This is a genomic window from Enterobacter cloacae complex sp. OE43NF, assembly GCF_023544405.1.
Lineage (GTDB): Bacteria > Pseudomonadota > Gammaproteobacteria > Enterobacterales > Enterobacteriaceae > Enterobacter > Enterobacter cloacae.
In genome coordinates this window covers 114,926-130,169 of sequence record NZ_JAMJFW010000006.1, presented here as the reverse complement: position 1 = coordinate 130,169, position 15,244 = coordinate 114,926, and the positions used below count along the sequence as shown (strand labels likewise).

Here is a 15,244-nt window from a genome sequence, read left to right as displayed (position 1 = left end):
CTGAAGACAACCCGAGTGGACTGGATGCACCTGGTTGCGGATTACGATCGCATTCGCGATCTGATTGAGCAGACCATTCCGGGCTTTGAGGACTATAACGCGCGGATCCGGGTACCCGGTGGATTCCGTATGCCGCTGCCGCCCACGAAACGTATCTGGCCGACGGCGACGGGCAAAGCGATGTTCTCGGTATTTGAAGGGGTCAATGAAGATGCCAGCGGTGAAGGCGATAACGTCCTGCGTCTGATCACGCTGCGCAGTCACGACCAGTACAACACTACGATTTACGCTCTCGACGACCGCTACCGGGGCGTCTTTGGCCGTCGCGACGTGCTGTTTATGAATGAAGCGGATATGGCGCAGTCAGGACTGGAGCACGGCGACCGGGTGGATATCGAAACCGCCCTGCCAGGCAGCGCTCAGCGTCTGGAGGATATCACTGTGGTGGCATATGCCATCGCCCCGGGCTCGGTCGGGGCCTACTATCCTGAGGCTAACGTACTGGTTCCGCTCGACTATCTGGATAAAGAGAGCGGCACGCCGTCGTATAAATCGGTGCCTGTCCGCCTCACCCTGCGCTCGAAAGAGATCCGTTCGCTGTAATCCCGGTTAACACAGACCAGGCCTCACGCGCCACGACGCTAAACCCGCCGATAAACAGCGCATCACACACGCCCCGGTATTCCGGGGCGCTCACCAGCGTGGTTAGCGCATCACGGATGGCATGAAGCGTTTCGGGGGTGGTGCCGGACGCAGTGATCAGCGGCAGTCCTGGCGTGAGGGGCGTCTGGTCAATCACAGTTAGCTCCGCCAGCAGGGTCGGTTCATGCCGCTGCAACAGCGCATACGTCACGCAGTCGATCGCCGCGATATCCCCTCCCCCACGTTTTACTTCGATCAGCGACTGGCGATGGCTGCCGCTAAAGATAACCTCTGAGAACCAGGCGTTTAACGCACGTGACGGCACGCGGTTGCGCAGCGCATTGTAGCCAGACTGGGAATCGGGCGCGTTACATACCACCCGCCGTTCGCGAAAATCAGCCAGCGTGCGGTGTTTATCCTCATCACGTACCACCAGAAAACTGCGGTAGTGAATGCCTTCGCAGCCCGGTACCCGATAGTGAAAACAGCCGACGACCTGCACCTCCGGCAGTTGTGTCATCAGCGGGTAGCCGCAGGTCTGGCTCAGAATAAGATTAGGCTGCTGCCAGTGTGTCAGCAGGTCAGGCTCAGGCCTGCCGGGAATAAGCTCCTCCACCGGGAGACCACGCGCCACCAGCAGACGCTGGACGGCCCGCCACAGGGCAAGAGTATCGGTACTATCCACCGCATACATCGGAAACGCCAGCCGGTTACTCATCTCCTTCCTCCTGTTGACGCCAGGGATGTACGGTGACGTCCACCGACGTTTTCCAGAACCGTCGCATCCATTCGCCATACCCTCTCACCAGAAACCCGTGGTTACGCTCCCGGTACGCCTGCTGGTTTTGCAGGTAGATCGTCTTAAGCCCGTACCAGGGCACGCCGGGTAAATCGTGATGTACTGAATGGTAGTTAAGATTTAAAAACAGCACGCGCCAGAACAAGTCTGCTTCGTTAATCACCGAACGCGCCAGCGGGTCGTCCGCCGCGCGATGTTCCAGAAAAGAGCGTACTTTTGTCAGCGCCAGCGCCGGGTAGCTTACCGCCAGCACAAACCAGAGCGGAGAGAAACCGTTGTGCATCATCCAGGTAAAAAGCAGCGCCAATAACGCCAAATGCACAAGCCACATCACCATCGCCCGCAGTTGAAGATGGCGAAACGCCGCCACCGCGCTGCCCAGCGTCTGGAGAATATCCAGCAGCGGCGCCAGCAACAGTCGCCCGGTAAAGGTGTTTCGGGCGAGGATCACCCGCTTCTGCCAGGGCGACAATCGCGCCCAGCTCGCCTGTGTAAAGTAATATGACTCCGGGTCATCCACCGGAATGGTGAGATGGTCGTGACGATGGTGGGCCAGATGAGAATCCCTGTACAGGCCATACGGATACCAGACCGCCAGCGGCAGCGTGCCAAAGAGCTGGTTCAGCCACACGAAACGCGTGGGATGGCCGTGGATCAATTCATGCTGAAGAGACATATACCAGGCGGTAAACCCAATCAGCAACAGCGTGGCAGGCAGCAGACCGAGGGTGTGCCAGAACGCCAGCGTCGAGAACCAGCCGCCATAAATGGTGGCGATCAACAGCCACGTGGGCAGTTCGGTTCGCCAGAGAAACCCCGAGGCGAGATGGTGAATTTGGTCGCGTTGCTGCGGATGTAAATAGAGGGAGCTTCGTTTACCCATTCCTTTAGAGCCGTTTCGCCAGAGATAATATGCTGACGATCCGGGATAACGCCTGAAATAACAAAGAACTTAAATCACTTTGCTTTGCCAGAAAGGTGTGTTGTGCCAGCCAACGCCCTTGCCCTCCGCTTGACTTATTTTGCAATAAAGGTACTTTTCAGGACATGAAGAAGATCCTGATTATTGTTCCTGACGGCGGCATGTTGTTTGAAGCCGCCGGCATCGCCGACATTCTGATGCAAGCCAACCGCCTGCACCCGGGAGGCCTTGCGCAGCCCTGCTATCGCATCATCATCGCCACGACCCAGCCGCACCAGATGATCCACGGCCAGTCCGGTCTCAATTTGCTGGCAGATTATCGCCTGCCGGAGCTGGATCCCCGTGAGCCGCTTGATACCATCATCATTACCGGGCGCGGCATGAACGAGCAGGAGAGCACCGCCGTGGTGGACTGGCTGCATCTTGCAGCCCCCCATGCGCGGCGGATCGCCTCCATATGCGGTGGTGCGATGCTGCTGGCCCAGACCGGTTTGCTTGACGGCCGTCGGGCAACCACCCACTGGCGGCTGCTGGAAACCATGCAAGCGCAGTACCCCACCATCCGTGTTGAGGGAGGGCCACTCTATATTCAGGATGGCCCTGTCTGGACCTCCGGTGGCGTGAGTTCCGGCTTTGATCTGACCCTGGCGCTGGTGGAAGACGATTATGGCTTCAGCCTCGCGCGCGACGTGGCGCAGGATATGGTGATGTATCTGCGCCGCCCGGGAGGACAGCTACAGTTCAGCCGCTATAACCTGTCGCAGTCCGGCTCCTCCGGCCCCATCAGCGAGCTGCAAACCTGGATCCTGCAAAACCTGACGGCCGATCTGTGCGTCGAAAAGCTGGCGGAAAAAGTAGCCATGAGCCCGCGCAATTTCACCAGGGTATTCACCCGCGACACGGGGGCGTCTCCGGCACGCTATGTGACCGAAGCGCGCCTTGCCGCAGCCCGACAGTTGCTTGAACAGACCGACGATCCGCTGTCCGTTATCGCCGAGAAAAGCGGATTTGGCACCAGCATCAACCTGCGTCGCGTATTTGAAAAACAGCTCCACCTCACACCCGGTGAATACCGTCAGCGTTTTCACTGCCGCAAAATGGCGTAATGTGATCCTTTTTTGTCGTTTACGCCATCCGGCCTGAAGCCTACAGTGACTCCAGACAACAGAGATAAGGAGTGCATTATGGTTAAGGTCGGCATTAACGGTTTCGGCCGTATCGGACGTAATTTCCTGCGCGCGGCACTGGGCAATCCGGACCTGCAGATTGTGGCGATTAACGATCTGACGGACAGCAAAACCCTCGCCCATTTGCTTAAGCATGATTCCCTGCTCGGCACGCTACCGGCACCCGTTGAAGCGGCGGACGGCGCGCTGCAGGTTGACGGCCAGCGCATTACCGTCTTTAGCGAACGCGATCCAGCGAATATTCCCTGGCGGGATGCGGGCGTTGACGTGGTGATTGAAGCGACCGGTTTCTTCACCGAGCGCGAAAAAGCGCTGGTGCATATCACCCACGGCGGGGCGAAGCGCGTCATCATCTCCGCGCCGGGTAAAAATGACGATCTGACGGTGGTGATGGGCGTTAACCACGAGCAGTACGATCCGGCTAAGCACGTGGTAGTGAGCAACGGGAGTTGCACCACGAACGGCCTGGCCCCGGCCGCTCAGGTCCTGCATCAGCAGTTTGGTATTGAGCATGGCCTGATGAACACCACGCACGCTTATACCAACAGTCAGGCGCTACACGACCAGCCGGAAAAAGATCTGCGCGGCGCACGTGCGGCAGCCCTGTCGATTGTGCCGTACTCCAGCGGTGCCGCGAAGGCACTGGGGAAAGTCATCCCGTCTCTGGACGGCAAGCTGACCGGCTATTCCCTGCGCGTACCGGTTCCGGTGGTCTCGATTGTGGACTTAACGGTGACGCTGAGCCGTGACGTTACGGCCGAAGAGGTGAACGATGCGTTCCGCAAAGCTGCGACCAGCGGCCCACTGAAAGGCATTCTGGGATACAGCGATGAACCGCTGGTCTCCAGCGATTATCAGGGCGACCCGCGCTCTTCGATTATTGACGGTCTCTCCACCCTGGTGATTGGTGGTCGGATGGTGAAAATTCTGGCGTGGTATGACAACGAGTGGGGCTTCTCTAACCGCCTGGTGGATCTGGCGGTGCTGATGGATAAGAAAGGGTTGTAAGGTTTAAGCCGGGTGGCGCTTGCGCTTACCCGGCTAATAATTCACTCCGCCTTAACCTTCACGCCCATCAACACAATCACCATCGCCGTTACCAGCAGGAAACCGCTTCCGGCAAAGACGCCGCTGGCGCCGTTGAGGTCAAATACCGCCCCGCCCACGGCAGCACCGGCGCTGATTGCCAGCTGGATAGAGGCCACCAGCAAACCACCTGCGCTTTCGGCTTCATCTGGCACCGTCGTGGCAAGCCAGGTTGACCAGCCCACCGGAACCAGACCAAACGCAAAGCCCCACATCGCCACCAGCAATCCATCCAGTATCGCCAGATGACCAAACGCCACCATGGTGAGTGCCAGCACGCCCATGGCGAACGGTACCAGTACCAGCACCAGCGTCAGGCGCAGATTACGCGCCAGCAGATGTCCGGCTACGGAGGTACCGATAAAGTTGGCTATCCCAAAGCCCAGCAGGATCAGCGAGATGCTCTCCACGCTTGCCTGCCCCACCGTTTCAAGGAACGGACGCAGATAGGTAAAGAAGGCAAAATGACCGCTGAAGATCAGAATGGTCGCCAGCATTCCACCGATCATTCCCGGACGACGCAGCACGCGGAACAGTGTGCCCAGGCTGCCGCTGCTCTCCGGCTTCATTGACGGCAGTACCCAGAGCTGCCACAGCAGCGCCAGCATGCTCGGCAGAATGCAGAGGATAAAGACGTTACGCCAGCCAATCAGGCTGCCAAGATAGCTGCCCAGCGGGGCCGCGACCACCGTGGCGATCGACACACTGGAGAAGATCACCGCCAGCGCTTTCGGCACTTTATCGGCAGGCACCAGACGCATCGCCGTGGCGGTCGACATCGCCCAGAATCCCCCGATGGCAATCCCTAACAGCAGGCGTCCCATCAGCAGTACGTGCAGCGTGGGTGCAAAAGCCACCAGCAGGCTGGAGACGATTTGCAGCACCGAGAAAAACATCAGTACCCAGCGACGGTCGATACTTTTGGTCGCCGGGGTGATCAGCAATCCGGTGACCAGCGCGACCAGCGCGGTGGCGGTCACCGCCTGCCCAGCCATCCCCTCCGTTACGCCCAGGCTTGCGGCCATGGGCGTTAACAAACTGGCGGGCAGGAACTCCGCCGTGATCAAACCAAACACCCCCAGCCCCAGTGAATAGACGGCCCGCCAGGCGGGTTTTGCAGGCACAACAGCCTCTCTCGCCGCGACACATGAACTCATCTGTTGATCTCCCGTTATGAAAATGTGACAACTGTCGCAAAAGGATAGAGTGTTCACCCTGGACGATCTATGACATATAATCTCCACTTATTGATTATTCGTCCGGAGTTTTGCCATGACCGCTCAGTCCCCCGATCTGATCAGCGAGCTGTTGCGCGGAATGCGCCTGTCGGGCGTGAAATACCGCCGCATTGAAGCCAGCGCGCCTTTCGGCGTGGCGTTCCACCAGGCACCGGGCAAAGCACAGTTTCATTTTGTCAGCCGCGGCAGCGCCCTGCTGCGTATGGAGAGTGGCGCAACGTTCACCTTAAGCGGCGGCGATGCCCTTTTTATTCCGAACGGTAATGCGCACGCCCTGCTGTCTGACGAGAAAGCAACCATCACGCCGGTTAGCGCGTTTCCCAGCGAGCCTATCTGCGGCTCGGTCTGCGCCATCACCTGCGAACCCTGCCCGAACAGCGAGAACACCGTGATCTTCAGCGGATGCATGGACTTTGAACTGGGCGGAATGCAGCCGCTAATTAAAGCGATGCCGGAAGTAATGATGGTGAGCCGGTTGATGTCCACCTGGCCGGAGATCCACCCGCTGCTGGCGGCGATGGAGCGCGAATCCATGACGCGTCAGGCCGGATTCGCCGGGATCCTCGCGCGGCTGGCGGACGTGGTGGCGGCGCTAATCGTGCGGGGCTGGGTTGAAGGAGGCTGCGGAAAAGCCACCGGCTGGGTGCAGGTACTGCGTGACCCGCGTCTGAGCCGTGCCATTTACGCCATGCACCAGCAGCCAGGTCTGAACTGGAGCGTGGCGGATCTGGCAAAAGAGGCTGGCACCTCCCGCTCGGTGTTTGCGGAACGTTTTCTCGCCGCGACGGGCACCACCCCGGCGAAATACCTCAGCGAATTGAGGATGCGCCTGGCCATTCAGTACATTCGCCATGAAAATCAGCCTATTGAAACGGTCGCACTGCGCCTGGGGTACGGATCCCTTGCGGCGTTTAGCCGGGCGTTCAAGCGAATAATCGGCCATGCGCCGGGCAGGCTGCGGGAGACCAGCCAGACCCCGGAAGAGGCCTGACTGGCGCAGGACATCAGAAGTAGTATTTGAAGCGCACGCGCCCGCCGTAGCGATCGTCGTTACGGCCATCGCCATCATTCGGATGTGCTTCAACCCAGGAGGCATACGCGCCAAGATAGATATTGAAATTCTTCATCTTCATGACGTTCGGGATCAGGTACGACGCGTGAATGGTGTGAATATCATAATCACCGGGATCGGTCACCCAGCAGTCGCCATCACAATCCGCATTAAAGTTGGCGGTGTTGAAATTATCGATCTGGTTATGCGCGTAGATATAGCCCAGCTCAACATTGCGCCATAAGGCATTCACGCCCGCGGTGAAATCCGTCTCGTCGGTAGCATCCATGTAGGCGGTATTCAGGTTCGCCACGATACCGTCATCCGGATCGGTTTTTTGCCCGTTCCAGGTCATGGTAAAGCCATAGCCGGTGCGGTCAGACTGGTCGACCCATCTTCCGGACGCATCGTGGTAGCCGTAGGCATTGTTGACGAGGTTGCTCTCCATCGCGATGGCGGTCGAGAAGTTTCCTTCCTGCCAGGCAATCACCGGACGGACGTAGGCGACGTTTTTATCGTTATCCAGGTCCATGCCATGATACTGCTGGTCAACAAACAGCGAGCTGCCGTCTTCCAGCAGCGTGTTAACCTCGAGATACCAGTTGCCCAGGGTTTTACTCAGCAGGAAGTTACCGCCGCTGTCGCTACGCCCCCGCCCCTCTTTCATCATATAGATATAGCCATAGCCATCGCCGTAGAGATCGTTAGCGGTGTTGCCGGAATATTCAACGAAGGTATCCTGGTTAAGCGGGAACATGTCATAGGCTTCAAAGCGGCCAACTTTTACCTTCCAGTCGTTTTCCGTGCCAAAGAAGAAGACCGCGTCATCCAGGTTCATTTTGCCCGTTAAGTCCGCCAGCGGCTGTACGGAGAAACCGGCAAAATTGCCATTTTCCATTCGCTTATAGCCGTCAAACCCCAGCAGCAAACGCCCGTTAATATCCCAGCGTTCATGGTTACCGGGTGCCCAGTCTTTATTGGCTGTCGTTTTCATGGACGTTAAACTGCCGGTCTTGCTGGCCGCATCCATATTAAATTCAACGTCACCATAAAATTTAATATCACCGTAGCCGGATAACGTAAGCTTAGGTGCCGTTTGCGCTGTCGCAGGCTCTGTGGATTCAACCACCACAGGATTTGCAGCTACCACGGGATGCTGCTGTTGCTCAAGAACCTGAATTTGTGCTTCTGCCTTTGCTGCCCTTGTTTCGGCCTTTTCGAGGCGCGCCTCCAGTTGCGCCAGTTTATCTTCCAGACGTTGGGTATCATTTGCTGCCATTGCTGCGGTAGAACAAAACGCACTGACGAGCAGTGCAAGGTATTTCACTTTCATCGACTCCATCCTCGTGAGTTAATCATTATTTCCTGACGGACACAGAAAACCTCACCGATAATTCAAATGAATTATCGGCTTACTGCTTCAACTATTAAGAGTTAGCGAATTCGCCTTTGTTTAAATCACTCACTACGCCATTCATGACGTTTTCAGTTAATTTATAAAATTTGATCGAGAATGCGGTGAGTAAATAAAAGAGTGATGGGATTAACGTGAACAATAAAATAACGCCCTGAATGGCGGATTCTGACTGTACTGTACTGTTCGACTGGTAATTAAACCAGGCCAGCACCCAACCCAGAATGGCACCACCGACGGCGACACCCAACTTAATCACGAAAATATTGGCCGCAACATTCATACCTGTAATACGACGTTGGGTTTTCCATTCACCGTAATTATTTGCATCAGTGATCATTGACCACTGCAACGCGCCGTTACCGCCCTGGACAATCTGAATGAACACATGGGCAATCAGTGGTATGACCCAGAACTCCAGCGGCAGCCAGAAGCAGGCCACGCCTAACGCAGCGTTGAGAATATTGATCCAGAAGGAGAGTTTAACCTTGCAAAAACGGGTACCGAACGGCTGCGCCAGAACCGAACCAAACATCGAGGCCAGCATCCCACCCAGCATAAAGAACGAGATGACGTCAGCCCCCTTGTTGAGAACAGTGTTCACGTAATAGACCACTGCGCCACCGCGGATCACCACCGCCACCAGCATCATAAAGTTGTAGATCGAGAGAATGCGCCACTGATCGTTACGAAAGAGGATTTTAACGTCCCGGGCGATGTTCAGATTTTCCTCTTTGATCGGCTGGACACGCTCTTTGGTGGTGACAAAACAAATGATAAACATCACGCAGCCGATTGCGCCAAAAAGCGCCATCGCCACCTGGATGCCGGTCGCCCTGTCGCCGGGGTAGAGATAGTCCGCCAGGGGCAGAATCAGCGCGGTGCCGAGCGCCCCGCCAATTGGCGTAATGGCAAAGCGCCAGGACTGCAACGAGAGGTTTTCACGCGGATCGGACGTCAGCGCCGCCCCCAGAGAACAATACGGGATATTTATGGCGGTATACATCAGGTCATAAATATATACGCGCCAACGGCATAATAAATTTTCCCGGTTTCAGTAAAATCAGGTATGGAATATACCAGCACGCAACTCACCGCAAAAGGAACGCATATCGCCAGCAGCCAGGGACGAAAACGTCCCCAGCGTGTGGATGTTGCATCGGCAATCGCTCCCATAACGGGGTCGGTAATGGCATCTAATAAGCGGACCAAAAGAAACATGGTTCCCATTACAGCCGGGGGTAAGCCATAAATATCCGTGTAGTAATACGCCAGAATGGCGACCGAGGAGTCAAAAACAATATGACTCGCGGCATCTCCAAGGCTGTAGCCTATTTTTTCCCGGACCGGAATTTTTTCACTCACTGACATCACGTTACTCCTTATTGATGAAACCGGTTTCTGCTTTGGCAATAATTTCGCCTGAGCGCAACGAGGCGATCCATTATGTTTTTTCACCATGAAGTTATGTTTTTTGCTTTATGTGATCGGGATAATTAAAAGAAAGCCTTTATCCGGAAAATTATGCGTAACGGATCGCAATTTATTTTCTCGCCTACAGCCATTCACAATATCAATATTTCAGCCGCGCCACCGGGGCATTAAACGCAACGGTAAATTGTCTGGATTTGTGCAAAGTGCGATGTTCGACACGTGAAGCGCGGAATATTCGACTAAGGTTTTCTGGTGAATGATTACAGCGTGACCGCTGCTCAGCGAAATAAGGAGAAGCACCGATGATAACACCTCAAAAGCTGCGCCCTCGCCTCTTACCTCTGGTTCTGGGCAGTGCGCTGCTCGCGGTTGCCGCGACAGGCAACGCGGAAGAGATGAACTCTGGCCAGACAAATTCACCGGATATCTTGCTCGGTCCTCTTTTCAACGATGTCCAGAGCGCCAAACTCTTCCCCGATCAAAAAACCTTTGCCGATGCCGTACCGAAAAGCGATCCCCTGACGATCCTGGCCGACTACCGCATGCAGCGTCGTCAGTCCGGGTTTGATTTACGCCATTTTGTTGATATGAACTTCACGCTTCCCGCGGAAGGGGAAAAATATGTTCCTCCTGCGGGGCAGAGCCTGCGTGAGCATATTGACGGGCTGTGGCCTGTGCTGACGCGTACCACCGATAAAGCCAGTAACAAATGGGATTCACTCCTGCCCTTACCAAAATCCTACGTTGTGCCGGGCGGGCGTTTCCGCGAGGTCTACTACTGGGACAGCTATTTCACCATGTTAGGGCTGGCGGAAAGCGGCCACTGGGACAAAATCAGCGATATGGTGGACAACTTTGCCTACGAGCTGGATACATGGGGGCACATTCCGAACGGCAACCGCAGTTACTATCTGAGCCGCTCCCAGCCGCCATTTTTCTCGCTGATGGTGGAACTGCTGGCCACGCACGACAGCGAGGCGCTGAAGAAATACCGTCCGCAGATGGAAAAGGAGTACGCCTACTGGATGGAGGGCGCAGATGCGCTGCAGGCCGGAGAGGCCAACAAACGCGTGGTGAAGCTGGAGGATGGCTCGATGCTTAACCGCTACTGGGATGACCGCGACACACCGCGTCCGGAGTCGTGGCTTGACGATATCACCACCGCCAAAAGCAACCCTAACCGCCCGGCAACCGAAATCTACCGCGATTTGCGCTCTGCGGCGGCCTCGGGCTGGGACTTCAGTTCTCGCTGGATGGACGATCCGCAAAAGCTGGGCACCATCCGCACCACCAGTATTGTGCCGGTGGATCTGAACGCCCTGATGTTCAAGATGGAAAAACTGCTCGCCCGGGCAAGCCAGGAGAGCGGCGATGCCGCCAGCGCGAGCAAATATGAAGCCCTGGCCACGGCGCGCCAGAAGGCGATGGAGAAGTATCTGTGGAACGATAAAGAGGGATGGTATGCGGATTACGACCTGAAGAGTAAGAAGGTGCGTAATCAGCTCACGGCTGCAGCCCTCTTCCCGCTGTATGTGAAGGCCGCGGCACAGGATCGCGCGGATAAAGTGGCTGCAGCGACGTCCTCACGTCTGCTGAAACCGGGCGGCATCACCACCACCACCGTGAACAGCGGCCAGCAGTGGGATGCCCCCAATGGCTGGGCGCCACTGCAGTGGGTAGCCACGGAAGGGTTGCAGAATTATGGGCAGGACAAGGTCGCGATGGATGTCACCTGGCGCTTCCTGAAAAATGTTCAGCATACCTACGATCGCGAGCAGAAACTGGTGGAGAAATATGATGTCTCCTCCACCGGTACGGGCGGCGGCGGCGGTGAGTATCCGCTACAGGATGGATTCGGCTGGAGCAACGGCGTGACGCTGAAGATGCTGGATCTGGTCTGTCCGAAAGAGAAACCGTGTGACAGCGTGCCGCAGAATCAGCCAGCGGCGAATGATGAGGCTGCGCCGGTGAAAAGTACGGCGCAGTAAGTGAACAATGCCGGGGGGTGCTAACGCCTACCCGGCCTGCATTCCCTGCGGGAGAGGGAAACGATAATCAGAAGCTGTAGCTCGCCCCCAACTGATACGTCCGGTCACGCCCAATCCAGCAGTTTGTCGCGTCGTAGCAGGTCAGCGTCTCTTTGTTGGTGATGTTTTGCGCGCTGGCTTTCAGCGTTAATCCCTCCAGCGACGGCAGGATTTCCCCCATACGATAGGAGGCCGCCAGATCGTACTGCATGGTGCCGCCCAGTTTGCCCGCATCGTTGTTCGGTGAAATTTCCATTGGACCGGTGTAGCGCGCCCCTGCCCCCAGCATCAGCCCTCTCAGCGGCGTGTTGTCAAAGGTGTAATCCCCCCACAGGTTGAACGCGTTCTCCGGCACCTGCGTTGGCCGTTTGCCCTGGTATTTGTCATCTTCGGTATTGATCAGATGGGTGTAGGCATAGTTGGCAATCAGGGTCACGTTATCCGCTGGGCGGCTGACGATTGAGAGCTCAGCCCCTTTAGATTCCACTTCTCCGGTCTGGCTGTAATTCAGGAAGCCCGGATCGGAGGTGACGACATTTTTCTGACGGATATTAAATACCGAGGCGGTAAAGGTTGTGGCGTAATCCGCCAGCAGGTATTTCACCCCGCCTTCCACCTGCTTGCTGGTGGTTGGCTTCACATCTTTAGCCGTGAGCGTACCCTGCGGCGACACCGGGGCAAACCCTTCGGAGTAGCTGATGAACGGTGAAAGCCCATTCTCAAACGCGTAAAGCGCGCCCAGGCGTTTGGTCACGCGGTCCTGCGAGACCCACGCCTTGTCGCCATTCTGCATATAGTTGGTGGTTACCGAGCGGTAATCGTCATAACGCAGGCTGGCCAGCAGATTTAAACCGCCAAACTCCACCTGATCCTGCAGGTAATAGCCGTTTTGCTGATAGCTCAGACGATTTTTTTGCCCCGTATACAACCCGAGATCGCGTTCATTGATCTGCGAATAGTCAGGATTTCGCATATCGATGCCAGGCGTTGTTGAGGCATAACGGTAGTAGAAGTGAGAGTCCATCTTTTGATAGTCAAACCCGGCCAACAGGTGGTGTTTCCACTCTCCCAGCGCCACGGTTTTGGTTACCTGGTTATCGATGTTGAAGCTCTTCAGATCTTCATCCGTGGTGTAAGCAAACCGGTTAAGCTGGTAGACCGCGCTCCCCGTCCCCGTGGCATAAACGCTGCGCTGGTGGGTGTCGACATCAAAGTACCGTGCCTTCTGGTTAAAGCCCCAGCCACTGTCAAACTCATGTTCAAAGCTGTAGCCCAGCATCCACTGACGCTGTTTGAAACCGCTCCACTCATCCCCGGCATAATCCCGGCGGTCGGCATATTTCGAGCGCAGATAAGCAAGCGGCAACGGGTTGGATGGAGACAGGCTCGGGGAGTTTTGCGCCAGTGCATCAACCGTAAGACGCGTTTTGCTGTCCGGCTCCCAGGTCACGGACGGGGCAACCAGATAATTTTCATAGCGCGTGGTATGGGGCTGATCGTCATTTTCCGTGGCTTTGCCCAGCAGGCGGTAGTTCCAGTCGCTGTCGGCAATTTGTCCTGTCGAGTCGAGATAACCCTCCTTCAGATTGCGATTGCCGGTGTTGAAACCCAACTCGGTATGGGCGGTTTTTTGTGGCTTTTTACCCTGAATATTCACCAGCCCCCCCGGGGAGCCACCGCCGTAGAGCACAGAAGATGGCCCTTTGAGGATATCAACGCTTTCAATCAGCAGTGGATCGATGCGTGCTTTGGTATTTCCGGTGACGTTATACGGCAGTTGCAGTCCGTTGTAGAACTCCTGGTCAACGGAAAAACCACGGATTTTATATTCGCTCATGTAGGTGGTATTGCCACGCAGCTCTGTCGAAACACCCGGAACATAGCGCAGGATTTCGTTCACGGAGTTGGCATGGCGTTGCGCGATCTGCTGCGCAGAGACGGTATCGATCACCTGCGGCGTTTTACTTTCGGCAACGGCCGATTTGGTTGCGCTGTTTGTCCATGCGGGGAGAACGCTGCCCTGCTCAGAGCCGGTGACAAGAATGGTGGATTCTTCAGCAAATGCCTGTGCCTGTAATGCCAGCGTCACGGCTCCTGCCAACGCGCATACTGCAAAACGTGAGGTGTTCATAATGTCGTCTTGTGATTATATGTAACTAGGAACGACAATTATTATCATTTCGATTAGCAAATCAATATCACGACAAAAAAAACGGCCCTGTCGCGAGAGCCGTTTTGTGTCATCTATGCCCGTCGGAGCAACCTGAATATGCCCAGGACAACAATGGCGCCCACCACAGCCACAAGGAAACTGTGCAGGTCGAATCCACTAATGTCGCCCCCAAAGCCAAACATGGTCGCCAGCCAGCCGCCGACAACCGCACCAACAACCCCGAGCACACAGGTCAATATAAAGCCGCCGCCATCATTTCCCGGCATGATGAGTTTAGCGATAGCCCCGGCAATAAGACCAAAGATGATCCACGCGATAATACCCATAGCGATGCCCTCTTGCAGGTTTAACGCATGCGCAGAAAACCCTCCGCGCAGGTAACGTAAGTATAGGTCATCACGGTAAAACCGATTTCATCTCACCGACTTAACTTCTCTGTACTGCGAAAAAACTCACCGGTTTGTATTAAGTTTCGTTTCACGCTGCCGATAACGCAGAGACAGTCTGTCATTTATCAAGGAGCCATCCGGCGTGAGTAATTACAGTGAGCAGTTCCTGAAGCAAAATCCGCTGGCTGTATTAGGGGTATTGCGCGACCTGCAAAAAGGCGAGGTGCCGCTGCGCATCAGCTGGTTAAACAATCAGTTCATCAGCAAGATCCTGGATGCTTCTGCAGAGAGGCTGGTCATTGACCTGGGCAGCCAGGAGCATGAAAACCGCGCCGCGCTGCGGGCGGAGAAAATCTCGGTGATGGCAGAAACGCACGGCGCAAAAGTGGAATTTGTCCTGCCGCGCCTGGAGTTGAGCGAATACGGTGGTCTTCCGGCGTTTGTCACCCCGCTGCCGGCCAACCTCTGGTTTGTTCAGCGCCGTGAATATTTTCGTATCAGTGCCCCGCTTCACCCTGCCTATTTTGGTAAGGCCAAAATGCCGGACAAAAAAGAGATCCGCTTTCGCCTTTTTGACCTTTCCCTGGGCGGCATGGGTGCGCTGATGGATACGCCAAAGCCTGACGGACTGGTTGAAGGCATGCGATTTACCCAAATCGAACTGGATATGGGAGGCTGGGGGCGTTTTTACTTTGATGCGCAGCTGATTGCCATCAGCGAGCGTAAGGTGGTCGACAGCAAAAATGAAACGATCGTCACGCCGCGTCTGAGCTTCCGCTTCCTGAACGTCGGGCCGGGCGCAGAGCGCGAACTGCAGCGGATTATCTATTCTCTGGAGCGAGAGGCGCGGGAGCGGGCGAATAAAGTGTTGTGACAGGAGCC

Annotated in this window: 12 protein-coding genes and 1 pseudogene; 6 read left to right on the top strand and 7 right to left on the bottom strand. The window is 56.0% G+C overall.

The window, feature by feature from the left end; genetic code table 11:
* Window positions 1-603 (top strand): molybdopterin dinucleotide binding domain-containing protein (locus M8370_RS04865; protein WP_284038856.1); only part of this gene is annotated, 603 nt, incomplete at its 5' end.
* Here the strand turns inward: M8370_RS04865 and M8370_RS04860 are convergent.
* Both M8370_RS04860 and M8370_RS04855 read right to left on the bottom strand, forming a co-directional pair.
* Window positions 569-1,360, bottom strand: coding sequence for a phosphate/phosphite/phosphonate ABC transporter substrate-binding protein (locus M8370_RS04860; protein ID WP_250020576.1), 792 nt, complete (start codon window positions 1,358-1,360; stop codon window positions 569-571). The genes M8370_RS04865 and M8370_RS04860 overlap by 35 nt on opposite strands.
* Window positions 1,353-2,324 (bottom strand): fatty acid desaturase, encoded by a 972-nt coding sequence (locus M8370_RS04855; protein ID WP_250020574.1) that lies wholly within the window; start codon window positions 2,322-2,324, stop codon window positions 1,353-1,355. The genes M8370_RS04860 and M8370_RS04855 overlap by 8 nt, the downstream gene beginning before the upstream one ends.
* Window positions 2,325-2,488: 164 nt before the next feature.
* On the opposite strand from M8370_RS04855, the gene M8370_RS04850 reads away from it, so the two are divergent.
* Entirely contained in the window at window positions 2,489-3,469 is a 981-nt protein-coding gene (locus M8370_RS04850) for a GlxA family transcriptional regulator (protein ID WP_250020572.1), read from the top strand.
* A 78-nt stretch (window positions 3,470-3,547) separates the two neighbouring features.
* On the top strand, window positions 3,548-4,558 hold the full coding sequence (gene gap / locus M8370_RS04845) for a type I glyceraldehyde-3-phosphate dehydrogenase (RefSeq protein WP_062728709.1): 1,011 nt from the start codon (window positions 3,548-3,550) through the stop codon (window positions 4,556-4,558).
* Window positions 4,559-4,599: 41 nt separating this feature from the next.
* Here gap and M8370_RS04840 read toward each other — a convergent pair whose 3' ends face one another.
* Window positions 4,600-5,793, bottom strand: coding sequence for an MFS transporter (locus M8370_RS04840; protein ID WP_250020571.1), 1,194 nt, complete (start codon window positions 5,791-5,793; stop codon window positions 4,600-4,602).
* A gap of 115 nt (window positions 5,794-5,908) precedes the next feature.
* Between M8370_RS04840 and M8370_RS04835 the strand changes: the two genes are divergently transcribed.
* Window positions 5,909-6,865: an AraC family transcriptional regulator gene (locus M8370_RS04835; RefSeq protein WP_250020570.1), complete on the top strand. Its 957-nt coding sequence runs from the start codon at window positions 5,909-5,911 to the stop codon at window positions 6,863-6,865.
* A gap of 13 nt (window positions 6,866-6,878) precedes the next feature.
* Here M8370_RS04835 and M8370_RS04830 read toward each other — a convergent pair whose 3' ends face one another.
* Window positions 6,879-8,258 (bottom strand): carbohydrate porin, encoded by a 1,380-nt coding sequence (locus M8370_RS04830; RefSeq protein ID WP_250020569.1) that lies wholly within the window; start codon window positions 8,256-8,258, stop codon window positions 6,879-6,881.
* Between the two features lie 94 nt (window positions 8,259-8,352).
* Window positions 8,353-9,710 (bottom strand): annotated as a pseudogene (locus tag M8370_RS04825) (glycoside-pentoside-hexuronide (GPH):cation symporter).
* A gap of 365 nt (window positions 9,711-10,075) precedes the next feature.
* On the opposite strand from M8370_RS04825, the gene M8370_RS04820 reads away from it, so the two are divergent.
* On the top strand, window positions 10,076-11,761 hold the full coding sequence (locus M8370_RS04820) for an alpha,alpha-trehalase (RefSeq protein WP_250020568.1): 1,686 nt from the start codon (window positions 10,076-10,078) through the stop codon (window positions 11,759-11,761).
* 67 nt (window positions 11,762-11,828) lie between these two features.
* Here M8370_RS04820 and M8370_RS04815 read toward each other — a convergent pair whose 3' ends face one another.
* Both M8370_RS04815 and M8370_RS04810 read right to left on the bottom strand, forming a co-directional pair.
* Window positions 11,829-13,931 (bottom strand): TonB-dependent siderophore receptor, encoded by a 2,103-nt coding sequence (locus tag M8370_RS04815; protein WP_029882291.1) that lies wholly within the window; start codon window positions 13,929-13,931, stop codon window positions 11,829-11,831.
* 113 nt (window positions 13,932-14,044) lie between these two features.
* Complete coding sequence (locus M8370_RS04810; protein ID WP_013096161.1) at window positions 14,045-14,299, bottom strand: GlsB/YeaQ/YmgE family stress response membrane protein; 255 nt, start codon at window positions 14,297-14,299, stop codon at window positions 14,045-14,047.
* A 205-nt stretch (window positions 14,300-14,504) separates the two neighbouring features.
* Between M8370_RS04810 and ycgR the strand changes: the two genes are divergently transcribed.
* On the top strand, window positions 14,505-15,236 hold the full coding sequence (ycgR, locus tag M8370_RS04805; RefSeq protein WP_250020564.1) for a flagellar brake protein YcgR: 732 nt from the start codon (window positions 14,505-14,507) through the stop codon (window positions 15,234-15,236).
* The last annotated feature ends 8 nt before the right edge of the window (window positions 15,237-15,244 follow it).

Bases quoted from the DNA above. Each gene is read 5' to 3' on its own strand.
- M8370_RS04860 (WP_250020576.1), bottom strand. From the start codon at position 1,360: ATGAGTAACCGGCTGGCGTTTCCGATGTATGCGGTGGATAGTACCGAT.
- M8370_RS04815 (WP_029882291.1), bottom strand. From the start codon at position 13,931: ATGAACACCTCACGTTTTGCAGTATGCGCGTTGGCAGGAGCCGTGACG.
- M8370_RS04840 (WP_250020571.1), bottom strand. From the start codon at position 5,793: ATGAGTTCATGTGTCGCGGCGAGAGAGGCTGTTGTGCCTGCAAAACCC.
- M8370_RS04810 (WP_013096161.1), bottom strand. From the start codon at position 14,299: ATGGGTATTATCGCGTGGATCATCTTTGGTCTTATTGCCGGGGCTATC.
- M8370_RS04850 (WP_250020572.1), top strand. From the start codon at position 2,489: ATGAAGAAGATCCTGATTATTGTTCCTGACGGCGGCATGTTGTTTGAA.
- M8370_RS04820 (WP_250020568.1), top strand. From the start codon at position 10,076: ATGATAACACCTCAAAAGCTGCGCCCTCGCCTCTTACCTCTGGTTCTG.
- gap (WP_062728709.1), top strand. From the start codon at position 3,548: ATGGTTAAGGTCGGCATTAACGGTTTCGGCCGTATCGGACGTAATTTC.
- M8370_RS04855 (WP_250020574.1), bottom strand. From the start codon at position 2,324: ATGGGTAAACGAAGCTCCCTCTATTTACATCCGCAGCAACGCGACCAA.
- M8370_RS04830 (WP_250020569.1), bottom strand. From the start codon at position 8,258: ATGAAAGTGAAATACCTTGCACTGCTCGTCAGTGCGTTTTGTTCTACC.
- M8370_RS04835 (WP_250020570.1), top strand. From the start codon at position 5,909: ATGACCGCTCAGTCCCCCGATCTGATCAGCGAGCTGTTGCGCGGAATG.